Source organism: Oceanimonas aquatica (assembly GCF_030732065.1).
Classification (GTDB): Bacteria; Pseudomonadota; Gammaproteobacteria; order Enterobacterales; family Aeromonadaceae; genus Oceanimonas.
This window is the reverse complement of the sequence record NZ_JAVBHX010000002.1, coordinates 355792-380830: the sequence shown is the minus strand read 5'-3', so window position 1 is coordinate 380830 and position 25039 is coordinate 355792. Positions and strand designations below refer to the sequence as shown.

The window sequence follows — 25039 nt, the reverse complement described above, 5'->3', positions numbered from 1 at the left end:
CTCCACCCGGAAATGGATAGGGTGTCTAAATATCTCAATTATTTGTATGAAAGCTAAATGGTTAATCACTGAAGAAGGAGCGCACTTAAGGTGCGGTATACCAGTTTGAAGCTTCTTAGTATTAATAAGGAAGTAAAAAAGTACCTACAAAATACACTTTGGATTATGGGTGGTAAGATAACGAGTCTGGGTGTTGGTTTTGTCGTTACTGTAATTGTTGCCCGCTATCTAGGTCCAGAAGATTTCGGCATTTTTTCTTACGCGCTTTCAATTTCAGCTTTGTTTTCAGCAGTAGGACACATGGGGTTGAGTGGCTTGATTGTTAGGGAAATTATAAAAAAACCTGACGAGCGTGGTGTGACTCTTGGAACAACCTTAGGCCTTAAGTTTATCGGAATGGTACTTAGCTACACGCTATTACTCGTCTATGCGATTATCTATGAAGAGGTTTCAAGTTCAGAGTTTACAGTTCTAGTTATTGCTGGTGCCATCCTGCTTTTTAGGCCTTTCGATATTATTGATTTCTGGTTTCAAGCATTTTTGAAAGCAAAGTATGTAACCTATGCACTACTTTGGGCTTTAGCTGTTTCTTCAGTTTTAAAATTGTTTTTTGTTTTTTCTAGTTTAAGTGTTGTCTACTTTGTTTCAGCCAATCTTATACAAGCAATTGCAATGGCAATCGCTTTTCTTTTTATTTATATGACAAAGTCCGAACTTGAAATTACTAAGTGGAGCTTTAGTTGGTCAAAAGCCAAAGAGTTATTTAGTCAGGGTTGGGTGATCTACTTAGGCTCCATCTTTGCGGTTATCTACCTCAAGGTTGACCAAGTAATGCTTCGCTGGCTTGAGGGTTCTGAAGCTGTAGGGATTTATGCTGCCGCTGCACAGCTCTCTGAGGCTTGGTACTTCGTGCCTACAGCCATAGTATCTTCTTTCTTTCCTAAGTTAATAAAGTTAAGAGAAGAAAATTCTGAGCAATTCAATAAAAGGTTGCAGCAGTTATTTGATCTCTTGTTCATTCTGGCACTTGGCGTTGCAGTTATAATGTCACTTCTATCAGAATGGGTTGTAGGCTTTTTGTTCGGTGTCTACTATGTTGATAGCGCCAGTGTGCTGGTTATTCATATTTGGGCTGCGATTTTTATTTTTATGCGAGCAGCTTTCTCAAAGTGGATTTTGATTGAGAATGTTCTTGTGTTTTCATTGATTACCCAAGGAGCAGGTGCATTGGTCAACGTGGTGCTAAACTACCTGCTCATTCCAAGCTTTGGGGTTCAGGGAGCAGCCTACGCAACGTTAATTTCCTATTCATTTTCGTCTTTTTTTTCATTATTTATTTATACTAAGACGAGGCCGATATTTATAATGATGCTTAAGTCAATTTTTAGTCCTTTAAAATATTCTAAGGTTAAGGTGTTTGGATGAAGAGGTTCGTAAAAAAAATGTTACCCCGCTCTCTAGTCCGTTATCTAAGGGGATCTATAATCCATGTGAAATTTTTTTTTTGACCTTGGCTAATAAAAGCCGTTTTTTTTCAAGCTTATACTGCTTGATAAGTGATGAGTTTTCTAATGAATACCAAGCTGTCCTTAAAGGATGCCAAGCTTATCATGAGTCGTTAAATAACATAGGTGTAACCTGCTCACTGCTGCGAAGAAATACGCATCGCCTTGAGAAAGGCTTGATCATGAAGCCCAGGAGAAGTGTATTTGCTGAGAGCTTTATTAAGGAGACAGTTATTTGCTACAAGGATGCAATAGCTTCAAAAAACCTTGATAAAAGTGAAAAGAAATGGGCAACAGATGTACTTGATGAGTATTTTAAAGTTGTAGGTGATACTAAAGTGATTTTAGACGCGAGGCAGGTATATAAAAAGGTGCGGAATAACATCAATGCCGATTTGAAAAACGAGTCAATAACTCCTGCTGTTGAATCAAGCTTTAAGCCATATCTATATAAAGAATTAAAAAAAATCAAAATAGGTTTTGACGAGTTAGAAAATCTTTTTTTACATCGTCGTTCAGTGCGCTGGTACAAAGAACAACACGTGCCAAAAGAATTAGTACAGAAGGCAGCTAATATTGCTAGCTTGGCACCTTCAGCGTGTAATAGGCAATCATACAGATTTGTTTTTTGCAACAATACTCAAAAAGCAGTCGAAATTGCAAAGTGTGCAGGTGGGACAATGGGTTTTGCCGAAAACCTACCAGCAATAATTACAATAGTAGGTGATTTGTCAGCATACCCCTTTGAGCGTGACAGGCACCTCATCTATATTGACGGTTCTCTCGGTGCTATGCAATTGATGCTGGCATTGGAAACTTTAGGGTTGTCTTCGTGCTCAATAAACTGGCCCGATGTACAGGCGAATGAGCGGAAAATTAGACAAATAATTGAATTAGAAGACTATGAGCGTGTGGTTATGCTGCTTGCAGTCGGCTATGCAGATATTTATGGCGGAATTCCGTTCTCGCAAAAGAAGATTGATGAGCAAATTTTGGTAGATATTAGCTGATGATTATTGAAATTAGACGGGCAGGTTTCATTAACAAAGGCGCGGAACTTATGTTGCACGCAGTTGTACAAAGATTACGTGAGAGATACCCAGAAGCCAAACTGACGATGGCACCTATTTATGGTGGTGCTGATGATACGTTTGATAAAATGCTAAAGCTAAATCTATATCCGAAAGCATGGTTTTGGCGTAAGGGCATTGATTTCACACAATTTATACCAAATCGGTTGCTGAAGGCTTACGGCTTGGTAACAACAAATGAGATTGATATTGTTATTGATGCTGCTGGTTTTTCATATAGTGACCAGTGGGGGCCTGCATCCAGCCGAGAGTTGAGTGCTTCAAGTAAAAAATGGAAAAAAAATGGCACAAAACTAATCATGTTACCACAGGCTTTTGGCCCCTATGAAAAAAGCAATATAATAAAATATGTTAAAATTTGGGCTGAAAATGCAGATTTGATTTTTCCTCGTGAAAAAGATTCATATCGCTATCTTACACAGTTGGTTGGTGAGAAAGAAAAGATAAAACTGTATCCTGATTTTACTAATTTAGTTAAAGGTACATTTCCGCATGGCTATGACCCGACGGACAAGCGTATTGCCATCGTACCTAACTACAGGATGGTTGATAAAACTGATCTAAAAACAAGTCAAGCTTATCTACCTTTTTTGATTAAAGTAGTAAAATATTTAGTTGATAGAGGTCTGCAGCCATTTTTATTAGTACATGAAGGAAAAAATGATCAGATACTAGCAGATAAAGTCTCTTATGCTGTAGGTAGTGTTCCTATTGTTAAGGAAACAGATCCTTTACATATAAAAGGGATCTTGGGAACATGCGATGCTACAATAGGTAGCCGGTTTCACGGCTTGGTCAGTGCACTTTCGCAGGGGGTGCCTTCCTTGGCTACAGGCTGGAGCCATAAATATCAGCGCCTCTTCGAAGATTATGGATTTATTGAAGGACTCATTTCAGTTAATGATGACGATGTAGTTCTATACAAAAAAATTGATCTATTGATTAATCCTGAATCTTCAAAACCCTTGTGTGCATTGCTTGCCAAAAAATCGAATGAATTAAAAGAACTATCAGAAGAAATGTGGGAAAGAGTTTTTTCTGTCATAGACAGTGTTGGCCCACGGTAATGATTTTTTACACATCAGCTCGGCCTAACTGTCTGTCTTTTAGGATTAAGCGCCGTGAGCAGGCCGGTTAAAACATGGTGGCCATTAGGTATATGGCACTCAATACCCTGAACAGTGATACCAGCTTCAAGGCCAGTATCAAACGTAAACAGAATCGGGCAAGTAGAAATGCCGATTACCTGTCGCAAGTCCTGTCAGGACTAGGGCTTTCGTAGTCTTGTCCTGCTTTTAATCTTTTCCTGGATGTGGGTCTATGTTCAAATACACAGTAATAGTACCACACTATAATGACTCAAAAAGATTGTCTCGTTTATTGAAATCAATACCTGTAGAGCGTGGTGATATACAGGTATTAGTTGTTGATGATTGTTCTTCAGAACAAATTGCTTTGTCACATGTTAGAAATTTTTTTTCATCTGTCACATGGCTTTCTACTGAGGTAAATAAAGGTGCCGGTGCAGCTAGAAATGTAGGGCTTATTAATGCTGAAGGTGATTGGCTTGTTTTTGCTGACTCAGATGATGAATTCGTGGGTGATGCTTTTGATGTTTTTGATAGAAGCATTGATGATGAAGTTGATTTGGTTTATTTCTTGGCTGGAGGATATAACGATATCACTGATTCAGAATCTCTTAGGGCTGAGAGGTTTAATGATTTGGTTTTTTGTGTTTTTGATGATGAAAGTGAGGTTGCTCTCAGTAATTTGAAGCAATGGCATGTCGTTCCGTGGGCTAAAATATATAAAAGGAAGCGCGCCGATGGTTTTTTATTCGATGAGGTTTTCGTTGGTAATGATGTGGCGTTTAATGTTTTAGTGGCGCTTTCCTGCGATAATATTAGGGTTGTGCCAGAGATGGTTTATATAGTTACCAAGCGCTCTGACAGTTTAACCACCATAAAAAGCTCAGAGAATTTTATTACTAGGGTGAAAGTTGCGGCGACATTGGCCGATAGAATTGTTGCGACCGGACATACATCTTTGCAATCAGGTACTGGTTTTCTACTCGAGTCAATTGGTTATGGGCCTGTTACTTTATTAAAGACGCTATGCGTTATAAGCAGATCTTCGCTGAGAGTCGAGTTTTCAAAAATTTTACAACTTGGTAGGTGGAAACGTTTTTTTTACTTAAAGCGTCAAAATTAGTTTTTGTTTTTTATATAAGGTCTTTATAATTTCTTCACGTTTTAGTTTTACATAATTATGCCTAGAATATCTGTCCTTATACCATCCTACAAGCCCGAGGCCTATGTAGAACATTGCTTGGAAAGTATAGAGCAGCAAACTTTGTCCAAGTCTTTGTTTACAGTCTATATTGCGCTTAATGGACCAAAAGAAAAGTTTGAGAGTTTTCTTACAGGGTTGCTAGGTAGTTACAGTTTTAATTTTAGGTATTATTACCTTCCTGAGCCCAGTGTTTCTTCTGCGAGGAACTTTCTTATTGATAACTCCGGTGAGGAGTTTTTAACTTTTATTGATGATGATGACTGCATCACACCTAACTATCTTAAAAGTCTGCTTGATGTTTCTGATGATGATGTATTGGGGGTTGGTAATGTTTTTAACTTTAATACTAATCCTTCCGAGAGAAAAGAGAGTTATATTGGTAAGGCATTTTTGAATGTGAATGATGTTGAAAATTTAAACTTTAAAAGTCGTAAGTTTTTTTCATCAGCATGTGGCAAGTTGATTCATCGCAGTATGATTGATGGAGTCAGGTTTGATAATAATCTGGCTGTTGGTGAGGATTCTCTTTTCATGGCTAAAATTTCAAGAAATGTGAGAGCTATACGTAAGGTGAGAACTGATGCTTGCTATTTGGTCTTTGAACGAAAAGGTTCAGCAACGAGAAAAGAAATAAATAAAATAGATGAAATGAATCGAATTATCTACTTGTTGAAGGCTTATTGCAGTATGTTGCTTAAAAAAGATTATGATAAGGTATTTGTTCTTACCAGGGTTGCTGCAACACTTATGCATGGTAGAAGGCTTTTAAGATGGTAGTTTCCATTATCACTCCTGTTTTTAATTGTTCATCCTTCATTGGTGATGCAATAGAATCTGTGATTGAGCAATCTTTTCAGAGTTGGGAAATGATTTTAGTTAATGATTGCTCAACAGATAATTCTTTGGCTATAGCCAGGCTGTATTCGGAAAAAGATGAACGTATTAAAGTGGTTGAGTTGTCTGTAAACTCCGGGGCGGCGGTTGCACGCAATAAGGCTATCTCCATGGCTAAGGGAAGGTATATCGCTTTTCTTGATGCTGATGATCGATGGCTACCCTGTAAGCTTGAAAAACAAGTTAATTTTATGCAGGGAAACAGAGTGCCATTTTCATATGCCGAGTATGAAAGAATTGATGCTGACGGAAATGTATTAGGCCATATAGGTGTTCCGAAAAAGGTGTCTTACAGTGATTTGCTAAAAACTTGTTATATTGGTTGCCTGACTGCAATGTATGATACTGATTGCTTTGGAAAGGTTTATATGCCAGAGATCCGCAAGAGGCAGGATTTTTCACTTTGGTTGAAGTTGCTGAAAGAAGTGGATTATGCGTATGGAATAAACGAGCCACTTGCTCAATACAGAGTTCATGAAGGATCAATTTCATTCAATAAGTTGCATGCCTCAAAGTATACCTGGAAAGTGTATCGGGAGGTAGAGAGTCTCTCATTTTTTAGATCTGCCTACTGTTTTTCTCATTATGCTATTCGCGGTGTGTTAAGGAAAAACTATCCCGTTTTGGCCAGGTTTTTGGGAGTTCTTCATTGAGTTTTTTTTATTTAATTGGCGGGAGCTAATTTCGAGTTGTTGGTCAGGTTGAATGTGTAAGGCTGTTGAGCTGGTGTAGCAGAAAATACAGGGTAGGTTTTTTATTAAGTTTTTTAAAGAGCCAGGATGTTCAGGAGGCTAAATGGAGCAGTCAGTAATGAAGCGTCATGTGCAGTGGCGCACCAGGTTGCTGATGGGCTGGTTCAGCCATTTGGTGGCGGGTTTTGTGCTGGTGGTGCTGTTACCCGGCCTTGTTATTTGGGGCACTGATGGCTGGCTGGAGCCCGATTTATCCGAGCGTAACAGTCAGTTAGGGGTGGCGCTGGTTTATGTGGGCATGTTCTTTACCCTGAGGCAGCTGATGAGTTACCCGGGGGCAAGATCGGCGGTTTATATTTTGCCCACTGTGCTGGTGTGGTATGGCTTTTTGATTGGTGTGTTGTTTACCTTCCGTCTGAATTATTCGGTTTATTATATTTACTGCTCGGTGTTTGCCAATGTGGTGTTCTGCTACTTCAGTTATCTGTTTCTGGTGCGGCATGCGAATAAAAAAATAGCTTATTTACCCATTGGCCAGGCTGCCGAGGTGAGTGAGCTTGATGGCGTTAGCTGGGTAAGACTGGAGTCACCCGGGTTGCATGGCGGCGAGGTGGATGCAGTAGTGGCCGATTTATATGCCGACATTCCTGAAGAGTGGGAGCGTTTTCTGGCCCGCAGCATTCTGGCCGGGGTGCCGGTTTATCATTACAAGCAGGTGATGGAATCGCTGACCGGAAGGGTGAAAATTGAACATATTTCCGAGAATGAGTTTGGCTCTTTGCAGCCGCCGGTTGTTTATTCGTTTGTAAAACGGGTGATTGATATTGCCGCCGTACTGCTTGCTGCTCCGGTTACCGTGCCGGTAATGTTGCTCACTGCGCTGGCGGTAAGGCTGGACAGCCCCGGCCCGGTATTGTTTGCCCAGCAGCGGGTAGGGCAGGGCGGGCGCGATTTTACCATCTACAAGTTCCGCAGCATGTGCCTTGATTCAGAAGCCGGTGGAGCCAGGCTGGCGCAATGTGATGACGGGCGTGTAACCCGGGTGGGCAGGTTTATTCGCAAAACCCGGCTGGATGAGTTTCCGCAGTTTTTTAATGTGCTGAAGGGCGATATGAGCCTGATAGGCCCCCGGCCCGAGCAGCGGGCTTTTGTGGATAAATTTGATGAAGAGATTCCGTTCTATATTTACCGCCACGTGGTAAGGCCGGGGATCACCGGCTGGGCTCAGGTTGAGCAGGGCTATGCCAGCAGTGCCGAAGATACCTGCATTAAAATTCAGCACGATTTTTATTACATAAAGAATTTTTCGTTCTGGTTGGATGTGTTGATTGTATACAAAACTATTCGCATTATTTTTACGGGGTTTGGGGCTAGGTGACAACCCCACCCCGGCCCTCCCCTTGAAAAAGGGAGGGAGTAAAAACCAAGGAGAGCACATGAGCAAGGGACTGGAGGTTTTGCATCACGGGGCGGTAAACGGTGTTACCGGTTCGTGCCATGAATTGCGTGCCGGTGATGCCGGCATTTTTATTGATTGCGGCCTGTTTCAGGGCCTGGAAGGCAAGCGCGAACTGGCCATCGACTTTGATATTGCTCACATCAAGGCGCTGGTGGTTACCCATGTGCATATCGATCACGTGGGCCGACTACCCTATTTGCTGGGGGCGGGGTTTGAAGGGCCTATCTATTGCTCGCAGCCTTCGGCCTTGTTGTTGCCGGCCATGCTGGAAGATGCGCTGAAAATTGGCTTTACCCGGTATGAAAAGCTTATTAACCGGGTGCTCAAGCTGCTGGCATCTCGGTTGCGGCCTTTACCTTACGGCCAGTGGCAGCAGGTGGAAGGCAGTGATATTTCCATTCGGCTGCAGCGGGCCGGGCATATTCTGGGCTCGGCTTATGTGGAGTGTGATGTTCATGATCAGCGCGTGGTGTTCAGTGGAGATCTGGGCGCGCCCCATTCGCCCTTGCTGGTGCCGCCAGCTTCGCCCGAGCGCTGCAATGTGCTGGTGCTGGAAAGCACCTATGGCGATAAAAATCATGAAAGCCGTGAGCATCGCCGCATGCGCCTTAAGGCGGCGGTGGAGCATGCTCTGGAAGACGGCGGCACTTTGCTGATACCGGCCTTTAGCCTGGGCCGTACGCAAGACTTGCTGTATGAGCTGGAAAGTCTGATTGCCGAATTTGGTGGCGAGCAGGCAGCACCCGGCCTGCCGTGGCGTGAGCTTGAGGTGGTGGTGGATTCGCCCCTGGCGGCAAACTTTACTCAGCTTTACCGCCAGCTCAAGCCGTTCTGGAACGACGAGGCCCGGGAGCGGTTGAGTGAGGGGAGGCACCCGTTGTCGTTTGAGCAGTTAACCGTGGTTAATTCCCATCAGGATCATTTAAATGCGGTGGGCTATCTGGCTCGTTCGCGCAAACCCTGTGTGGTGCTGGCGGGCTCGGGCATGTGCGCCGGCGGCCGGGTGGTGAATTATTTGAAGGCGCTGCTGAACGATCCGCGTAACGATGTGCTGTTTGTGGGTTACCAGGCCGAGGGCACGCCGGGGCGGGATATTCTGGAATACGGGCCAAAGGAAGGCTGGGTAGAGCTGGATGGCGAACGCTTAACCATTCGCGCGCGAGTGCACCAGGTAAGTGGTTATTCGGCTCATGCCGGGCAGGAGGATTTGATAAACTTTGCCACCGGCATTAACCCGCCGCCCCGGCAGATACGCTTAATCCACGGCGAAGCTCATGCCAAGGCCGCATTGCAGGCGCGGTTGAAAGAGTTGCTGCCGGAGACGAAGGTGGTAATCCCTGGCGGTTAGTGCTCAGCGTAGGCCCCACTTTAGTGGGGCAATGAGGTTGCATGGGGAATGATTTGTCCGGCTTAAGCCGGGCCTACGGGGTAAAGGCCGCTTGCACTCATCTTCACATCACCCGAAAATTCAGCCAGGCGCTAATCCAAATCGATAATAAGGGATAACTATGACCATTCTGGTAACCGGCGGGGCCGGATACATTGGCTCGCATACGGTGGTGGAGCTGCTGAACGCCGGTAATGATGTGCTGGTGCTGGATAATCTGTCCAATTCTTCGCCCGAGTCGCTGAAGCGGGTTGAGCAGATCACCGGGCGGAAGGTACCTTTTGTGCAGGGTGATATTCGCGATGTGGCGCTGCTGGAAAAACTCTTTGCCGAACATGCCATTGATTGTGTGGTGCACTTCGCCGGGCTGAAGGCAGTGGGTGAGAGCGTGCAAAAACCGCTGGAATATTACGATAACAATGTAAACGGTACTCTGGTGCTGGTAGAAGCCATGCGCAAGGCCGGTGTATTCAGGCTGGTGTTCAGCTCGTCTGCCACGGTTTATGGCGAGCCGCAGCACATGCCTATTACCGAAGACTTTGCCGTGGGCGGCACCACCAATCCTTATGGCACCTCCAAGCTGATGGTGGAGCAGGTGCTGCAGGATGTGAGCAAGTCGGACTCGCGCTGGGCCATTGCTCTGCTGCGTTATTTTAACCCGGTGGGGGCCCACGAGTCGGGCCAGATTGGTGAAGATCCAAACGGCACTCCTAATAACCTGCTGCCTTACATTGCTCAGGTGGCGGTGGGCCGGCTGCAGCAACTGGCGGTGTTTGGCAACGATTACCCCACGCCCGATGGCACCGGTGTGCGCGATTATATTCATGTAGTGGACCTGGCTCTGGGGCACCTGAAGGCGCTTGAGCGTATTGCCGGCCACGATGGCGTAAGCACTTACAACCTGGGTACCGGCCAGGGTTATTCGGTGCTGCAAATGGTCAAGGCCTTTGAGCGGGCCAGCGGCCGTGACGTGCCTTATGCCATTGCCCCCCGCCGCCCCGGCGACATTGCCGAGTGCTGGTCGGATCCTTCCAAAGCCCTGCAGCAGCTGGGCTGGCAGGCTGAGCGTGGTCTTGAGCAGATGATGACCGATGCCTGGCGCTGGCAGTCGCAAAACCCTGAAGGGTACGGGGAATAGGGATGTTTGGAGCGCGGGCAGCTTGCCCGCCTTAGCGCCGCAGACGCTCAGCCGTCATTCCCAAAGGAACGTCATCCCTGCGCAGGCGGGGACGGGATCCATTATTGCCGCTTCGCGCCAAATTGCGGGCTGGCAGCCCGCTTTCCATCCCCCCATTCCCCATTTCCTCACACCCTCCCAATCGTTCGATTTTTCGCCGCACTTCCATAACTTCACTAGAATAAGATTCAGGCGCTTCCATACGGAGCAGTTATGGGTATGCAGGATGCAAACACGCTCAAGGATCCTCTTTTACAGAGCCTGGTGTTTCTCACCCGGTTTTACGGTCAGCCCCATCAGGGCGAGGCGTTGGTTAATGGTTTTCCCCTGGCCGATGGTCTGCTTACCCCTGTTCTGTTCTCCCGCGCCGCCGAGCGTGCCGGCTTTTCTTCCCGCCAGGATGTTTCTCCGCTAACCGATATTTCCGAGCTGCTGCTGCCCTGCATTCTGCTGCTGAAAAACGGCGGCGCCTGCGTGCTGCTGCAAGTCGACGACGAGCGCGGCTGCCGGGTCATGCTGCCCGACACCGGCGAGGGTGAAGAGTGGCTGCTCACGGACCAGCTTGCCAAAAGCTACAGCGGCCGGGTCATTCTGCTCAAGCCCCGTTTTCGCTTTGATGAACGCTCACCCCAGGTGCTGGACCATGAGCACGGCCATTGGTTCTGGAGCACATTACGCCGTTCGTCCACCATTTACCGGGATGTACTGGCAGGCTCGCTGCTGATTAACCTGTTCGCCCTGGTCACACCGCTGTTCACCATGAACGTGTACGACAAAATCGTGCCCAATCTGGCGTTCGATTCTCTCTGGGTGCTGGCCACCGGCGCCGCCGTGGTGTTTGTGTTCGATTTTATTATGCGCCTGCTGCGCAGCCACTTTATCGATGTGGCCGGTAAAAAGGCCGATGTGCTGCTCTCTGCCCGCATTTTTGCCAAGGTGATGGGCATGCGCATGGAGGCCCGGCCGCCGTCTACCGGTGCCTTTGCCCGGCACTTGCAGGAGTTTGAGTCCATTCGTGAATTTCTTACCTCGGCCACGGTGGCGGCCCTGGTCGATATTCCCTTTGCCCTGCTGTTTTTGTTCATTATCTGGCTCTTTGCCGGCCACATGGTGTGGGTGCCCTTTATTGCCATGCTGCTGCTGCTTGCGGTCAGCCTGCTGGTGCAGCGCCCGCTGCGCCACAGTATTGAAGAGGGCTCAAGGCTTGCGTCCCAGAAAAACGCCAATCTGGTGGAAGGCATTGCCGGGCTTGAGACCATCAAGCTGTTTGGCGCTCAGGGGGCCTTTCAGCATCGCTGGGAGCAGGCAGTGAGCCACATGGCCAGCTGGGGCATGAAAACCCGTCGGCTCACCAATGGTGTGTCTACCCTGGCCAATGTGACTCAGCAGGTGACCACCATCAGCCTGATTGTGCTGGGGGTGTATCTCATTGCCGCCGGCGAGTTGTCCATGGGTGGGCTGATTGCCTCGGTCATGCTCGGCAGCCGGGCCATTGCGCCCATGGTGCAGCTGTCGGTGTTGTCTACCCGCTATAACCACGCCCGCTCGGCCATGGATATTCTGGAGAAGGTGATGGCCGCCCCCGATGAGCAGGAAGACGGCCGGCGCTTTATTCATCACCCCGAGTTTGAGGGCGACATTCTGTTCGACCGGGTGAGCTTTCGCTATCCGGGAGCTGAGCAGGATGTGCTGAGCAATGTCAGCCTGCACATCAAGCCCGGTGAAAAGGTGGCCATTATCGGCCGCATCGGCTCGGGTAAAACCACTCTGGAGCGGCTGGTGGCGGGCCTTTACAAGCCCACCCAGGGTGCCATTCGCATAGACGGCATCGATATCAATCAGCTGCAGCCGGCGGTGCTGAGAAGCAACATGGGCTTTGTGCCCCAGGACGTGACCCTTTTTTACGGCTCCATTCGCGACAATATCGTGATCGCCAACCCCCTGGCGGATGAAGACGCCGTGCTCAGGGCGGCCGAGCGCGCCGGCGTCACGCTGTTTTCCCATCAGGATCCCGACGGTCTGGATCGTCAGGTGGGCGAGGGCGGCCGGCTGCTTTCCGGTGGTCAGCGCCAGGCGGTGGCCATTGCCCGGGCGCTGCTGAATGATCCTGTGATGCTGATGATGGATGAACCCACTTCCAATATGGACAACCGCTCCGAGCTGCATGTCCGCCAGCAGCTGAACAAGCTGGGTGAGGGGCGCACTCTGCTGCTGGTCACACATCGTACCTCCATGCTGGATGTGGCCGAGCGTCTCATCGTGCTGGAGCAAGGCCGGGTGATGGTCGATGGCCCCAAGGAGCAGGTGCTGGCGCAGTTGCGGACGGGCAAGGTCACCATGCGGGAGGTGAGCCATGGCTAGGCCGCCCAGCCCGGAGCAGCTCAACTACACCAGCGACACCGCTGCCGCCGTGTTGCTGAACACCCCCAAAGGCGCCCGGGCGCTGTTGTGGTGCATGCTGGCCTTTGTGCTGGCGGCCATTGTGTGGGCCCGCTTTGCCGAGCTGGAAGAAGTGACCTCGGGCAACGGCACCGTGATCCCTTCCAGCCAGTTGCAGGTGGTGTCGAACCTGGAAGGGGGCATAGTGCGCGAGCTGTATGTGCGCGAGGGCCAGCAGGTGGAAAAAGGCCAGCCGCTGCTGCTGATAGACGACACCCGCTTCAAGTCGGACCTGCGTGAGCGGGAGCAGGAAATTGCCGCGCTGCAGGGGGATGTGTTCCGGCTGGAAGCCCAGGTGGCCTCCATACGCGTGCGCGAAGATCCGGAACTCGGCTGGCGCGAACAGGTACAGGTACAGCCGGCAACGCTTGGCTTTCCCGAGGGTTTTGTGGAGCAGTATCCGCAGCAGCCCGCCATTCAGCGCTCGTTGTATAACGAACGGCTCGATTTTGTGAAAAACCAGCTGTCGATTTTTGGTAACCAGATCCAGCAACGCGAGCAGGAAATAGTGGAAACCAACGCCAAGGTGCGCACCCTGAGCCGGGGCGTGGGGCTGGCCGCGCGTGAGGTCAACATGAGCCGGCCCCTGGCCCGGGAAGGCATAGTGCCCCGGGTGGAAATTCTGCGACTGGAGCGTCAGCTCAACGAGCTGCAGGGCGAGCTGGAGTCCACCCAGCTGTTGCTGCCCAAGCTGGAAGCCACCCTCAAGGAAACCGTTTTTAAACGTAAGGAAGTGGCGCTCAGTTTTCGTTCCGAGGCCCAGCAGGAGCTGAACGAGCGCCGCGGCCGGCTGGCGCAGCTACGGGAAGGCGAGGTGGGCCTGCAGGACAGAGTGCGCCGCACCTCCGTGCTGTCGCCGGTAAAGGGCACGGTCAAAACCCTGAGTGTGAATACCGTGGGCGGCGTGGTGCAGCCAGGGGTGAGCCTGGTGGAAATTGTGCCGCTGGAAGACACCCTGCTGGTGGAGGCGCGCATCGAGCCCCGTGATATTGGTTTTTTACGGCCGGGTCTGGAGGCCATGGTCAAGTTCACCGCCTATGATTTCACTATCTATGGCGGCCTAGTGGGCGAGGTGGAGAAGATCAGCGCCGACTCCATTCAGGATGACGAAGGCAACACCTTTTTCCTGGCCACCATCAGAACAAAAGAGAGCTTTTTGGGCAGCGAGCAGGCACCGCTTCGGATTATTCCGGGTATGCAGGCGGGGGTAGACATCATCACCGGCAAGAAAACGGTGCTGGACTACCTGCTTAAACCCATTTTAAGAGCAAAGCAGGGCGCTTTGCGTGAGCGTTGAGTAAAAGAAAGGGAGAAAAACAATGAGAAAATCGGCGATTGCAGTGCTGGTGGGCGCCGCCATGGTGCTACCGGCCCACGGGCAAACACTGGAAGAGGCGGTCACCCAGACCCTGATGACTCACCCCAAGGTCAAGGAAGCCTTTCATCTTTACCAGTCCCGGCAATATGATCACGACGAAGCCTTTGCCGGCTATTTGCCAACCCTGGATGCCAATGCCGGCATTGGCTATGAATACACCGACAGCCCCGGCGTGCGCGACGGCGACCCTCGAGCCGACAAGACCCTGACCCGTAAAGAGGCCGGGTTGTCGCTCAGGCAAATGCTGTTCGACGGCTTTAAAACCCCGAGCAATGTGCACCGTACCCAGGCGGAAGCCGATGCTCAGCGCTATGCACTGCTCTCGGATGCGGAAAACATCGCCCTGCAGGTGGCCGAGGTCTACCTCGATGTGCTGCGCCAGGACGAGATCGTGGAGTTGTCGCGCCGTAATCTGGCCACCCACGAGCAGATCCAGTCCGACATTCAGCGGCGCACCAACTCGGGGGTAGGCTCCACTGCCGATCTCAACCAGATCAACGGCCGGGTGGCGCGGGCCTATTCCAACATGACGGCGGCGGAAAACAACCTGCGGGACGCCCAGAGCCAGTTTATGTCTCTGGTGAACAGCATGCCCGGAGATGTGCGCCAGCCGCAGCCCGATGCCAACTATGTGCCGGCCACCCTGGAAGACGCCCTGGTCATGGCCCAGGACAACCATCCTACCCTGATGTCGGCCTCGTTCGACGTGGAGGCGGCGCACCAGCAGCACAGAGACGCCAAGTCCGGTTTCTATCCCACGGTGAACATTGAGCTCGACAGCAACTGGAACGACGACATCGACGGTGTGCGCGGTCATAACAACGACTTCACCGCCATGGTGCGCATGCGCTACAACCTGTTCAACGGCGGGGCCGATCTGGCGCGCAGCCGCTCGACCTCGGCGCTGGAAATGCAGGCGAAAGACATTCACATGAATGCTCACCGTCAGGTGGAAGAAGGCATGCGGCTGGCCTGGGCGGCCTACGAGTCGCTGGGCCGGCAGAAAGACTTTCTGCAACGCCATGTGGAAGCGAGTTACGACACCGTCGACGCCTACAAGAAGCAGTTTTCCCTCGGTAACCGCACCCTGCTGGATGTGCTCAACACCGAGAACGAGCTGTTTGAGGCGCGCCGCTCCTACATTAACGCCGAGTACGATCAGTTGCTGGCGGAGTACCGCATCATGAACGCATCGGGCCGGCTGCTGGAAGCCCTGCGCTTTACTCAGCCCGTGCAGTGGCAGCAATAACAACAAGGAGAATTTGCGATGAAAACATGGATTTTACTGGCCCTGGTGCTGCCCCTGGCAGGCTGTAGCGTCACTGCCGAGCCGGAGCGGGACACCACCCCCGAATATGATCTCACCGACATGGACCGCGACGGGGTGATCACCGCCCGGGACGACTGTCTCGAGACCACCCTGAATGCCTCGGTCGACAACGACGGCTGTCAGGCCAACCAGAGCGAGGTCTTGCAGCAGGACATTATTGTGCTGTTTGCTCACGACAGCTCGGCGATCACCGCCAAGTATCGTGAAGAGATCACGCGCATGGCCGCCTTTATGGCCGAAAACACCGAGCTGAAGCTGCTGCTGGAAGGTCATGCCAGCCGGGTAGGCACGCCGGAATACAACCTGGCGCTGTCGAAGCGGCGGGCCCAGGCGGTACGCCGTGCCCTGATGCGGGAAGGGGTAGCCGGCGAGCGGCTGGAGATCATCGGCTATGGCGAGAGCAAGCCCATCCTGATGGGCGACGACGAACAGTCGGCCGCTGCCAACCGCCGTGTGGTGGGTGCCCTGACCAACATGCGTGAAGGCGTGAGGATGCGCTGGAACGTATACAGCATGGAGCCGTCTTCTGAGCAATGAAGCCGATTTATCACCGGCTTTGCGGGCTGGCGCTGCTGGGCGTGTTGCTCGGCGTGCCAGCCTGGTCATTGGAAGAGGAAGACAGCCACATGCGTGTGGCCGTGCAAACGGTATATGGTCGCCCGGCGGCCCATCGCCTGCTGGAATGGCGCCGGCTGGTGCGGGAAGGGCAGGCGGCCAACTGGGGTGAGCAGGAGGCCATTACACGGGTAAACCGTTTTTTTAATCAGCTGGTGTTTATTGACGACATCAAATTGTGGGCCAGCGAGGACTACTGGGCCACACCGCTGGAATTTTTGGGCGCCGGTGGCGGCGATTGTGAAGATTTCAGCCTGGCCAAGTATTTTTCCCTGCGCGAGCTGGGGCTGGCCGACGACAAGCTCAGGCTGGTGTATGTAAAAGCCCTTGAGCTGAATCAGTTTCATATGGTGGTGGCGTATTACCCCACACCATCGGCGGTGCCGCTGATCCTAGACAACCTCAAGCCGGCCATATTGCCGGCCACGCAGCGGGGAGATCTGGCACCCATTTACAGTTTTAACGGTCAGCACTTGTGGCTGATGAAGGAAAGAGGCAGGGGCGAGCTGGCCGGCGCGTCTTCGCGTTTGTCGCTATGGAATGAATTGCGCAGCCGGCTGGAAAATACACGGCTGCAGCGGCCGGCAATCAACCTGGATTGAATGGTGACTTTAGAACTCGCAGACCTCCACTCCGGGCCCAAAGGCAGTCATTCCGGGCTTGACCCGGAATCCATTCTGCAGGCAACGGAGTATTTCAATGTGTGGAGTGCACCATGCAATGGACTCCCGCCTTCGCGGGAGTGACGAAAAAGGCCGTCATACCCGCGGAGTGAGCATCCAGGGGCAGACAACGCCGTTCCTGTCCGGGACTGACGAATGAGGAGACAGCGGTTTGTTAAAGGGAATTACATAATATGACTCTGTACCGGCAACTTCTGCTTACCATGCTGCTGCTGTTTGCCCTGCTGTTCGTATCGGCCTATTCGGTGCAGTTCAGCTCTACCCGCAGTTATCTGGCCCAGCAGCAGGAATTTATGGTTATCAACACCGTCACCTCCCTCGGGCTGGCGCTGACTCCCTATCTGGAAAATGACGACGCCGTGGGCGCCGAGTCGGTGATCAACGCCATGTTCGACGGCGGTTACTACCGCAAGGTGGAGCTGCGCCTGTTGGCCAGCAACACGACCATTACCCGGGAAAATACCGCCCCGCCGCAGCGGGTGCCGGCCTGGTTTTCGGATCTTGACCTGTTTGAAGGCGGTCATCATCAGGCGGTGCTGACCTCGGGCTGGCTGCAGTTGGGTCAGCTTTATGTGGAAGGGCACACCGGCCACGCCTATTACCAGCTTTGGCGGGGAATGAGCTGGCTGGCAACCTGGTTTGTGGTGAGTTTTGTACTGGTGTGGATCCTGCTGGTGCTGGCCCTGCGGCACTTGCTCAAGCCCCTGCACAGCATAGAGGAGCAGGCGCGGGAGATTGAGCTGCATCATTTTGGCAAGCGCATTCCACTGCCGGCCACCCGGGAACTCCGGCAGGTGGTGTCGGCCATCAACGGTATGTCGGGCAAGCTGGAACGTCAGTTTGAGGAGCAGGCATTCGAGGCCGAACGGTTGCGCCACCGGGCCTTTATGGACAACACCTCCGGCCTTGGCAACCGTGCCTGGCTGATGGCCCAGAGCCAGGGCTGGCTGGGTGACGGGCGGGGCGGGGCCGTGGTGCTGGTGTCGGCCCGGGTACTGGACTGGCTGTATCGGGAAGAAGGCTTTGAGGCCCGGGATCAGATGACCCGGGTGATCGGTAAAAACCTGCGCCAGTTGTGCCGGGATCATGGCGAGCATGTACTCGCGCGCATTTCGGCCACCGAGTATGCCATGCTGGTGAGCGAGTCGGATCCTGCATCGCTCAAACAGCTGGGAGAAGCCATTAACCGGCAGATTGCCGAGCTGGTCAAGGATCCGGACGACGACCGGGAAATGTCGATGGTGGGCATTGCCCTGGTGCAACCCGGTGATGAAATTGGCCGTCTGCTGACTCGGGCCGATCACGCCCTCAACCGGGCCCACATGGACGAAACCGGTGTCGTGGTGGAGGCGCATCAGCAGCGTGAACGGCTGGGCCGGCTGCAATGGAAGCAGTTGCTGGAACAGGCACTGGAAGAGGATGGCTTTGAGCTGAGTGCCCAGGCGGTAATGGGGTTTCAGGGGGAGCGTTATCATGAAGAAGTGTTTGTAAGCATTCGTCGTGAAGGCATTGCTTATGGGGCCGATAATTTTCTGCCGGTAGCCGAGCAGTTTGGTCTGGGCGAGCGGCTGGACCTGCATGTGGTCGCCCGGGCCCTGCGCATGCTGGAAAGCCGAAACGAACTGAAACTGGCGGTGAACTTGACGCGCCAGAGCTGCCATCAGGAAGGGTTCTGGCGCAAACTGTCCCAGATCCTGGAACGGTACGAACCGGTGCGGGATCGCCTCTTGCTGGAGCTGCCGGAAAGCGCCTTTGCCGTTGGCTGGGAGCGGTTAATTGCGCCGCTGTCCGGGCTGAAGGTGGACTGGGGGGTGGATCATTTCGGCCGGCATTTCGACTTGCTGGTGCATCTGGGCAAACTCAGGCCCAAATACGTCAAGCTGGATCAGGGCTACACCAGCCAGGTGCAGCAGCCCGACTATAACGACGCCTTTCTCGCCGCCGTGTGCCGTGCTGCCCACAGTATGGGGGCGTTAACCATCGCTTCACGGGTGGAAACCGGCGATCAGGTGGAGCGCCTTAAAACCCTGCATATCGACGCCTACCAGGGTTACGTCAGTCCCCCCGGCCGCCTCTGCTGACACTCGCCACGCGCCCGGCGTTAGGCGCTTAAAACACCCACTTTTTCGAAAGATAAACTCATGTTTTGTCTTTTTGGTGGCTGAATTTTGTGCAGGATCCGTTAAGCATTCAACCCTAGTCTTAAGGTAAACAAAAGGCAGTGAAAGGGATGCAGACATGGATACCACACGAATAGATAACACGGTTCAGGTAGTCAGCCTGAAGGGTCAAGCCTTTATTATTGCAAAAGATGGAACGGTTACACTGGTCAGCGCCGGTCAGATATTGCCGCCGGGCACGCTGCTGCTGACCGATGAAAACTCCGGCATCGTATATGACGATGCCCCCGAAAATGCCATGGCCGCACAGCCGGTGTCCGACGAAGCCGCCGCCGAAGAAGCCGAAGCCATTCAGGCCGCCATTCTGGCCGGCCTTGATCCCACCAAGCTGTTTGCGGCACCTGCCGCCGGTGCTCCGGCTGCCGGTCCGGCCGCCGCCGACGGTAGTGGTAATGCCGGTTTCGTGGTGGTGGATCGCACCGGTGATTCACTGCTTGCCGAAGCGGGCTTTGATACAGCTTTCTCTCCACTCTCGTTTACTGGCGGGGTGGATGAACTTCCTCGAGTGTTGGAAGAAAACAGTATTCCCGAGCTTGATATTGATTACGATAGCCCATTAACCGGGCCGGATCCCGTGCCTGAATTTCCGGACCTGGCTGATGGGGGTTTTGCTTGGGTTGACGAAGGTGCTCTGCCTGAGGGCAGCCGGTTTGGCTCTGATAATGAAAGTGCTACCGGCGCACTGGTGATTGATACGGGTAATGATGCGCTGGTGCTGGTTGAAGTGCAGGATGCCGAGGGAAACTGGGTTGACGTAACTGGTGGCGGTACAGTTACTACTCAATATGGCACTCTGGTTGTTGATGAAAACTACAACTGGACTTACACCCTCAACGATGCGCAAAGCCACGAAAATGACAGTGCGGTATTTGATGATGATCGCTTGCCTGAGTCCATACCTGTTCGCATTACCGATGACGATGGTGAGCAGGCCGAAGGTGTTATCAATATAGAAGTGCTTGATGACGGCCCGGATGCCATAAACGACAGTGCCAGCACACCGGAAGATACTCCCGTTGAAGTGGACGTCATCAGTAACGACGTTCAGGGGGCCGACAGCGCCAGTGTGACCGGTGTAACCTTGCTCACCGAAGGAGCAGGCTCGGTCAGCTTTACCGAAGAGGGTCTGGTGCGCTTTGAGCCGGCCCCTGGTTTTGAAGGCAACGCACAAATTCAGTACACCCTGACCGACAGTGATGGCGACAGCGACACGGCCGTGCTGACGGTGACCGTTGGTGACGACTCCGAGCCGAACCTGGGCATTACCTTTGCGGACGGTCGTGACTGGGTCGATGAAGCGGCCCTGGACGGCAAGGGTTCGAATGAGCAAAGTGGTAACGAGACCACCACTGGTACCTTTGAAATCAATACCTTTGGCGATGATCTGGCCAGTCTGGAAGTGCAGGTGAAGGACAGCAATGGCAATTGGGTGAATGTGACGGAGGGGGGAATCATTGATGGTCAGTATGGTGCGCTGACCGTTACCCAGAATCCGGATGGCAGTTACAGCTGGAGCTATACCCTGGCGGACAACACCGACAACCACGATGACCCGCTGCAGACTGGCGCCGGTGATGTGGTGGCCGACGATTTTGATGTACGGGTGACCGACAGTGATGCCAGCGAGCAACTCGGTGTGCTGTCCATTGATGTTCGTGATGATGGTCCTGGTGCGATTGCCGACACCGTCAGTACACCCGAAGACACTGCCATTGAAGTGGACGTCATCAGTAACGACATTCAGGGGGCCGACGGTGCAACCGTGACCGGTGTTACCCTGCTGACCGAAGGTGCGGGCACGGTCAGCCTTACCGAAGAGGGGCAGCTACGCTTTGTCCCGGCCGCCGGCTTTGAAGGTGATGCGCAAATTCAGTACACCCTCACTGACAGTGACGGCGACAGCGACACCGCGGTGCTGACGGTGACGGTGGGCGAGGATTCCGAGCCGGATCTGAAGATCACCTTCGACGATGACCGCAACTGGGTAGATGAAGCGGCCTTGGATGGCAAGGGCTCCAATGAGCAGAGCGGCAATGAGACCACTAGTGGCACCTTTGGCATCAATACCTTCGGTGATCAGTTGGCCAGTCTGGAAGTGCAGGTGAAGGACAGCAATGGCAATTGGGTGAATGTGACGGAGGGGGGAATCATTGATGGTCAGTATGGTGCGCTGACCGTTACCCAGAATCCGGATGGCAGTTACAGCTGGAGCTATACCCTGGCGGACAACACCGACAACCACGATGACCCGCTGCAGACTGGCGCCGGTGATGTGGTGGCCGACGATTTTGATGTACGGGTGACCGACAGTGATGCCAGCGAGCAACTCGGTGTGCTGTCCATTGATGTTCGTGATGATGGTCCTGGTGCGATTGCCGACACCGTCAGTACACCCGAAGACACTGCCATTGAAGTGGACGTCATCAGTAACGACATTCAGGGGGCCGACGGTGCAACCGTGACCGGTGTTACCCTGCTGACCGAAGGTGCGGGCACGGTCAGCCTTACCGAAGAGGGGCAGCTACGCTTTGTTCCGGCCGCCGGCTTTGAAGGTGATGCGCAAATTCAGTACACCCTCACTGACAGTGACGGCGACAGCGACACCGCCGTGCTGACGGTGACGGTGGGCGAGGATTCCGAGCCGGATCTGAAGATCACCTTTGACGATGACCGCAACTGGGTAGATGAAGCGGCCTTGGATGGCAAAGGCTCCAATGAGCAGAGCGGCAATGAGACCACTAGTGGCACCTTTGGCATCAATACCTTCGGTGATCAGTTGGCCAGCCTGGAAGTGCAGGTGAAGGACAGTAATGGCAACTGGGTCAATGTGACCAATGGCGGCAGTATTGATGGCCAGTACGGTGAACTGACCGTGATCCTTAATCCGGATGGCAGTTACAGCTGGAGTTATACTCTGACGGACAACACGGAGAATCACACCGATCCGTTACAGACCGGCGCTGCCGATGTGGTGACCGACGACTTTGATGTGCGTGTGACCGACAGTGATGACTCCCAGCAAAGCGGCATTCTGAGTATCGATATCTGGGATGACGGCCCCACAATTGACGCGGTGCAAGACGGTATTATGGCCAATGTGGCCGGTACCCTCAGCGGACTGATCGACCTCGGTTTCGGGGCTGATGGGCAGGGATCGCTTGTCGTATCGGGAGAGGAGCCGGACGGCCTGGTTTACACGGTTACGGATGGTCCGGATGGCAGCCAGGTGCTGACCGCGAACCTTGATGATGACAGCGGAGATGTGTATTTCATTCTGACGGTGTACCCGGATGGCAATTATGACTTTGAACTGGTAAACCCGGAACCCTTGCTGGCGACCACAAAAGAGCTTACCGGCTTGACCCCTGGTGGCCCTGAACCTGTTGTTGTGTTGCCTATCAATGGTATTACAGCCACCTTTACCGAGCTTCAACCCAGCCCTGGAGAGAAAGGCATCAACTCATCTGAAAATGGTATGGGGGTTGATGACAACCGTATCGACAATGGGGATGTCCTAAGGATTGCCTTCAGCGGCTCTGTATCCAATACCAGTTTTACCCTTAATAAACTCAGTGATAAAGATGTCATGGCCTGGGTGGTGCTCAGCGCCGGTATCGTGGTGGCGTCGGGCACCTGGTCGCCGCCCGCTGGCGCCGGGGAAGGCGGCGATACGGTATTCAACCTGCTTGAACCGATTGAGGGCTCATTCATTACCTATGACGAGGGTTACAGCGCCGAGGACATTAAAGCCGGCGGTTTTGACGAAATTCAGCTCGGCTCGGACAGCGGTGACTATCGTCTGCTCGACATGACCATCTATGAAGAGGTGTTCCCGGAAGACGGCAATTTGCTCTTTGATATCGATATCAAGGACGGGGACCATGACATGGACTCGGCCAGCCTCAGCATTACCATTGAGGCCGATGGCACCGAAGCGAGCGGCTTTACCCTGTCGGGGACCAGTGCCAATGAAGTGCTGCTGGGCAGTGACGGCGACGATATCCTGACGGGTGGCGAAGGTGACGACATACTGCTTGGGGGCCTGGGCGATAACATCCTCACTGGCGGTGAGGGCATTGATACCTTCCGCTTTACCGAAGCCGATGCCGGTTCAGTCAATGCCATCACCGACTTTGAAAAAGGCGTGGATGTGGTCGACCTGAAAGAGCTGCTGTCGGGTGAAGAAGGCGGCAACCTGACCGATTACCTGACATTCAGTATGGAGGGGAACGACACCGTATTGAGTGTGACCCCGGCCGGCGATGGCGGTGATACTCAGGAGATCCGCTTTGAAGACACCAATTTAATGGATCTCTACGGTGCGGCCAGCAGCGAGGCACTGATCCAGGCCATGGTGGATGATCAGACCCTGCAGGTGGACAAGTAATCGGGCACAATCCGAGGGGAGGTGAGCCATGGCCAAGGTGATCACGGTAATGTTGCAGGGAGTGGGTTACCACTGGAATGGAGAAGATATTCTGGTGGATGACGGCATCAGCCTGCCGTGGTCACTGGCCGGCTCATCACTGGAGCAAATAGAACTTGTTGATGAGGAAGGCGAAACCACCGGCACCTTTTCCATCGACTTTGAGCGGCAGGACTGGAGCCTGTCGGGCGAAAGCGAACCGGGAGAGGTCATTCTGGTGGATGACAAGGGGGCGGCCCTGACCGCCCTTTCCCCTCTCACGGTGCAGGCAATGTTGTTGCCCGAAGCACCGCTGGTGCCTGATGCAAGTCTCAGTCCCGCCGACGATGAACCGCTGCCCCTGAGCCTGGACGATATTCTGCTGAGCAGTGAACTGCCCGATACCCTGACGGATGCGACGTTTTCCGACACGAGCGGTCTCGACAGTGATCTGATCGACGATGTTATCAATTGGCTCTCGGTGTATAGTCCACCAGAATAGTTCTGTTACCACTTCGAGATTTATTGGAGCGCAGGTCTTGTCCCTGAACAGGGGCTGCCAGTCTGCATCAGGCGCCCGCAGGGCGCTTTTTTTACTGGTCATTCCCGCGAAGGCGGGAATCCACTTCTGGCCGTTTGGCGGCCATTCGTACTGACACCACAAAGAGGATCCCCATGCATAAAAAGCCCCTGTCAGCCCTGCTCAGTCTGCCCCTGCTGTTCAGCTCGGCGGTGTTCGCCATTGCCGTTCCCGATGCACCGCACCTGATGACTCAGGGGGAGGCCAGCATCAGTGTCGCCCCCGACATGGCCACGCTGGATCTTGCGGTCACGGCGGTAAAAAAGGACAGTCGTCAGGCCAAGGAGGAAGTGGACACCCGCGTGGCCGCGCTGTTCAGCGGCCTGAGCGCCCTGGGTGTTAAAAAGGCCGACATCGACAGCGGCAACCTGGTGACCCGGCCGAATTATGATTATTCGAAAAACGGCAAGCGCGAACTCAAGGGGTACTCGGCGGAGCGTACCGTGACCATTCGTCTGTATCAGCTTGATAACCTGAGCCAGGTGCTCGACACCGCGCTGGCCCAGGGGGTGCAGAATGTGCAGCGCATTCGTTACGGTGTGCGCGAGTCTGAGGGCTATCAGCAGCAGGCTCGCCAGGCCGCCATGGCCCACGCCCGGGAGCTGGCCGGTGAGCTGGCCAGCGGTTTTGAGCAGGCCTTGGGTGAGGTGTATGCCATTGAATATGCCGGTCAGCCTCCGGTGCAGCCGCGCCCGCTCGGCGCCACCAGAATGATGGCCGCCGATGCCGCCCAGGAAAGCTACCAGCAAAACGAGATTGAATTCACCGACCGGGTACGCGTGGTGTATACCCTGAAGTAAACGTTAGTTGGTGCTAAAAGTCCCGTCATGCCGGGCCCCGATCCGGCATCTTGTTACAGGCAGCACCGTGGTTAACAGATTCCGGCTTAAGGCCGGAATGACAAGTTTGCTTGTTCCTGCGCTCTGCGTAGG

Annotated in this window: 18 protein-coding genes; all 18 read left to right on the top strand. The window is 52.9% G+C overall.

The features are described 5' to 3' along the window. Nucleotides 1-90: 90 nt before the first annotated feature. The 18 genes from Q9290_RS04910 (at nt 91) to Q9290_RS04825 (ending at nt 24907) form a co-directional block, all read left to right on the top strand. Nucleotides 91-1425: a flippase gene (locus tag Q9290_RS04910; RefSeq protein ID WP_306078515.1), complete on the top strand. Its 1335-nt coding sequence runs from the start codon at nt 91-93 to the stop codon at nt 1423-1425. Continuing rightward, nucleotides 1418-2515: a nitroreductase family protein gene (locus tag Q9290_RS04905; protein ID WP_306078514.1), complete on the top strand. Its 1098-nt coding sequence runs from the start codon at nt 1418-1420 to the stop codon at nt 2513-2515. The genes Q9290_RS04910 and Q9290_RS04905 overlap by 8 nt, the downstream gene beginning before the upstream one ends. Further along, complete coding sequence (locus Q9290_RS04900) at nt 2515-3663, top strand: polysaccharide pyruvyl transferase family protein (protein WP_306078513.1); 1149 nt, start codon at nt 2515-2517, stop codon at nt 3661-3663. Before Q9290_RS04905 ends, Q9290_RS04900 begins: the two co-directional genes overlap by 1 nt. Nucleotides 3664-3916: 253 nt before the next feature. After that, nucleotides 3917-4807 (top strand): glycosyltransferase family 2 protein, encoded by an 891-nt coding sequence (locus tag Q9290_RS04895; protein ID WP_306078512.1) that lies wholly within the window; start codon nt 3917-3919, stop codon nt 4805-4807. A 57-nt stretch (nt 4808-4864) separates the two neighbouring features. Beyond that, a complete protein-coding gene (locus Q9290_RS04890) occupies nt 4865-5665 on the top strand; it encodes a glycosyltransferase family 2 protein (RefSeq protein ID WP_306078511.1) in 801 nt (266 codons plus the stop codon). Next, nucleotides 5659-6435 (top strand): glycosyltransferase family 2 protein, encoded by a 777-nt coding sequence (locus Q9290_RS04885; protein WP_306078510.1) that lies wholly within the window; start codon nt 5659-5661, stop codon nt 6433-6435. Before Q9290_RS04890 ends, Q9290_RS04885 begins: the two co-directional genes overlap by 7 nt. A gap of 193 nt (nt 6436-6628) precedes the next feature. Continuing rightward, entirely contained in the window at nt 6629-7852 is a 1224-nt protein-coding gene (locus Q9290_RS04880) for a sugar transferase (protein WP_306078509.1), read from the top strand. 58 nt (nt 7853-7910) lie between these two features. Beyond that, nucleotides 7911-9281, top strand: a complete 1371-nt coding sequence (locus Q9290_RS04875; protein ID WP_306078508.1) for an MBL fold metallo-hydrolase — start codon at nt 7911-7913, stop codon at nt 9279-9281. 160 nt (nt 9282-9441) lie between these two features. Continuing rightward, nucleotides 9442-10458: a UDP-glucose 4-epimerase GalE gene (galE, locus tag Q9290_RS04870; RefSeq protein ID WP_306078507.1), complete on the top strand. Its 1017-nt coding sequence runs from the start codon at nt 9442-9444 to the stop codon at nt 10456-10458. A 258-nt stretch (nt 10459-10716) separates the two neighbouring features. Beyond that, the gene (locus Q9290_RS04865) at nt 10717-12858 is read left to right on the top strand and encodes a type I secretion system permease/ATPase (protein WP_306078506.1); all 2142 of its coding nucleotides are present in this window, start codon (nt 10717-10719) and stop codon (nt 12856-12858) included. Further along, a complete protein-coding gene (locus Q9290_RS04860; RefSeq protein ID WP_306078505.1) occupies nt 12851-14233 on the top strand; it encodes an HlyD family type I secretion periplasmic adaptor subunit in 1383 nt (460 codons plus the stop codon). Before Q9290_RS04865 ends, Q9290_RS04860 begins: the two co-directional genes overlap by 8 nt. Nucleotides 14234-14255: 22 nt before the next feature. After that, nucleotides 14256-15563, top strand: a complete 1308-nt coding sequence (locus Q9290_RS04855; RefSeq protein ID WP_306078504.1) for a TolC family outer membrane protein — start codon at nt 14256-14258, stop codon at nt 15561-15563. A gap of 18 nt (nt 15564-15581) precedes the next feature. Beyond that, nucleotides 15582-16181 carry an OmpA family protein gene (locus Q9290_RS04850; RefSeq protein WP_306078503.1) on the top strand — a complete coding sequence of 200 codons (600 nt, stop codon included), beginning with the start codon at nt 15582-15584 and terminating at the stop codon, nt 16179-16181. After that, nucleotides 16178-16861 carry a transglutaminase-like cysteine peptidase gene (locus Q9290_RS04845; RefSeq protein WP_306078502.1) on the top strand — a complete coding sequence of 228 codons (684 nt, stop codon included), beginning with the start codon at nt 16178-16180 and terminating at the stop codon, nt 16859-16861. Before Q9290_RS04850 ends, Q9290_RS04845 begins: the two co-directional genes overlap by 4 nt. Before the next feature lie 254 nt (nt 16862-17115). Next, nucleotides 17116-19023 carry a bifunctional diguanylate cyclase/phosphodiesterase gene (locus Q9290_RS04840; protein WP_306078501.1) on the top strand — a complete coding sequence of 636 codons (1908 nt, stop codon included), beginning with the start codon at nt 17116-17118 and terminating at the stop codon, nt 19021-19023. A gap of 157 nt (nt 19024-19180) precedes the next feature. Then, on the top strand, nt 19181-23509 hold the full coding sequence (locus Q9290_RS04835; RefSeq protein ID WP_306078500.1) for a retention module-containing protein: 4329 nt from the start codon (nt 19181-19183) through the stop codon (nt 23507-23509). A gap of 28 nt (nt 23510-23537) precedes the next feature. After that, on the top strand, nt 23538-24029 hold the full coding sequence (locus Q9290_RS04830) for a hypothetical protein (protein WP_306078499.1): 492 nt from the start codon (nt 23538-23540) through the stop codon (nt 24027-24029). Between the two features lie 173 nt (nt 24030-24202). Beyond that, nucleotides 24203-24907 (top strand): SIMPL domain-containing protein, encoded by a 705-nt coding sequence (locus tag Q9290_RS04825; RefSeq protein ID WP_306078498.1) that lies wholly within the window; start codon nt 24203-24205, stop codon nt 24905-24907. Nucleotides 24908-25039: the final 132 nt, after the last annotated feature.

Excerpts from the sequence above, each read along its gene's own strand:
- Q9290_RS04900 (WP_306078513.1), top strand. The coding sequence starts at position 2,515 with ATGATTATTGAAATTAGACGGGCAGGTTTCATTAACAAAGGCGCGGAA.
- Q9290_RS04895 (WP_306078512.1), top strand. The coding sequence starts at position 3,917 with ATGTTCAAATACACAGTAATAGTACCACACTATAATGACTCAAAAAGA.
- Q9290_RS04890 (WP_306078511.1), top strand. The coding sequence starts at position 4,865 with ATGCCTAGAATATCTGTCCTTATACCATCCTACAAGCCCGAGGCCTAT.
- Q9290_RS04885 (WP_306078510.1), top strand. The coding sequence starts at position 5,659 with ATGGTAGTTTCCATTATCACTCCTGTTTTTAATTGTTCATCCTTCATT.
- Q9290_RS04880 (WP_306078509.1), top strand. The coding sequence starts at position 6,629 with ATGGGCTGGTTCAGCCATTTGGTGGCGGGTTTTGTGCTGGTGGTGCTG.
- Q9290_RS04875 (WP_306078508.1), top strand. The coding sequence starts at position 7,911 with ATGAGCAAGGGACTGGAGGTTTTGCATCACGGGGCGGTAAACGGTGTT.
- galE (WP_306078507.1), top strand. The coding sequence starts at position 9,442 with ATGACCATTCTGGTAACCGGCGGGGCCGGATACATTGGCTCGCATACG.
- Q9290_RS04865 (WP_306078506.1), top strand. The coding sequence starts at position 10,717 with ATGCAGGATGCAAACACGCTCAAGGATCCTCTTTTACAGAGCCTGGTG.
- Q9290_RS04860 (WP_306078505.1), top strand. The coding sequence starts at position 12,851 with ATGGCTAGGCCGCCCAGCCCGGAGCAGCTCAACTACACCAGCGACACC.
- Q9290_RS04855 (WP_306078504.1), top strand. The coding sequence starts at position 14,256 with ATGAGAAAATCGGCGATTGCAGTGCTGGTGGGCGCCGCCATGGTGCTA.
- Q9290_RS04850 (WP_306078503.1), top strand. The coding sequence starts at position 15,582 with ATGAAAACATGGATTTTACTGGCCCTGGTGCTGCCCCTGGCAGGCTGT.
- Q9290_RS04845 (WP_306078502.1), top strand. The coding sequence starts at position 16,178 with ATGAAGCCGATTTATCACCGGCTTTGCGGGCTGGCGCTGCTGGGCGTG.
- Q9290_RS04840 (WP_306078501.1), top strand. The coding sequence starts at position 17,116 with ATGACTCTGTACCGGCAACTTCTGCTTACCATGCTGCTGCTGTTTGCC.
- Q9290_RS04835 (WP_306078500.1), top strand. The coding sequence starts at position 19,181 with ATGGATACCACACGAATAGATAACACGGTTCAGGTAGTCAGCCTGAAG.
- Q9290_RS04830 (WP_306078499.1), top strand. The coding sequence starts at position 23,538 with ATGGCCAAGGTGATCACGGTAATGTTGCAGGGAGTGGGTTACCACTGG.
- Q9290_RS04825 (WP_306078498.1), top strand. The coding sequence starts at position 24,203 with ATGCATAAAAAGCCCCTGTCAGCCCTGCTCAGTCTGCCCCTGCTGTTC.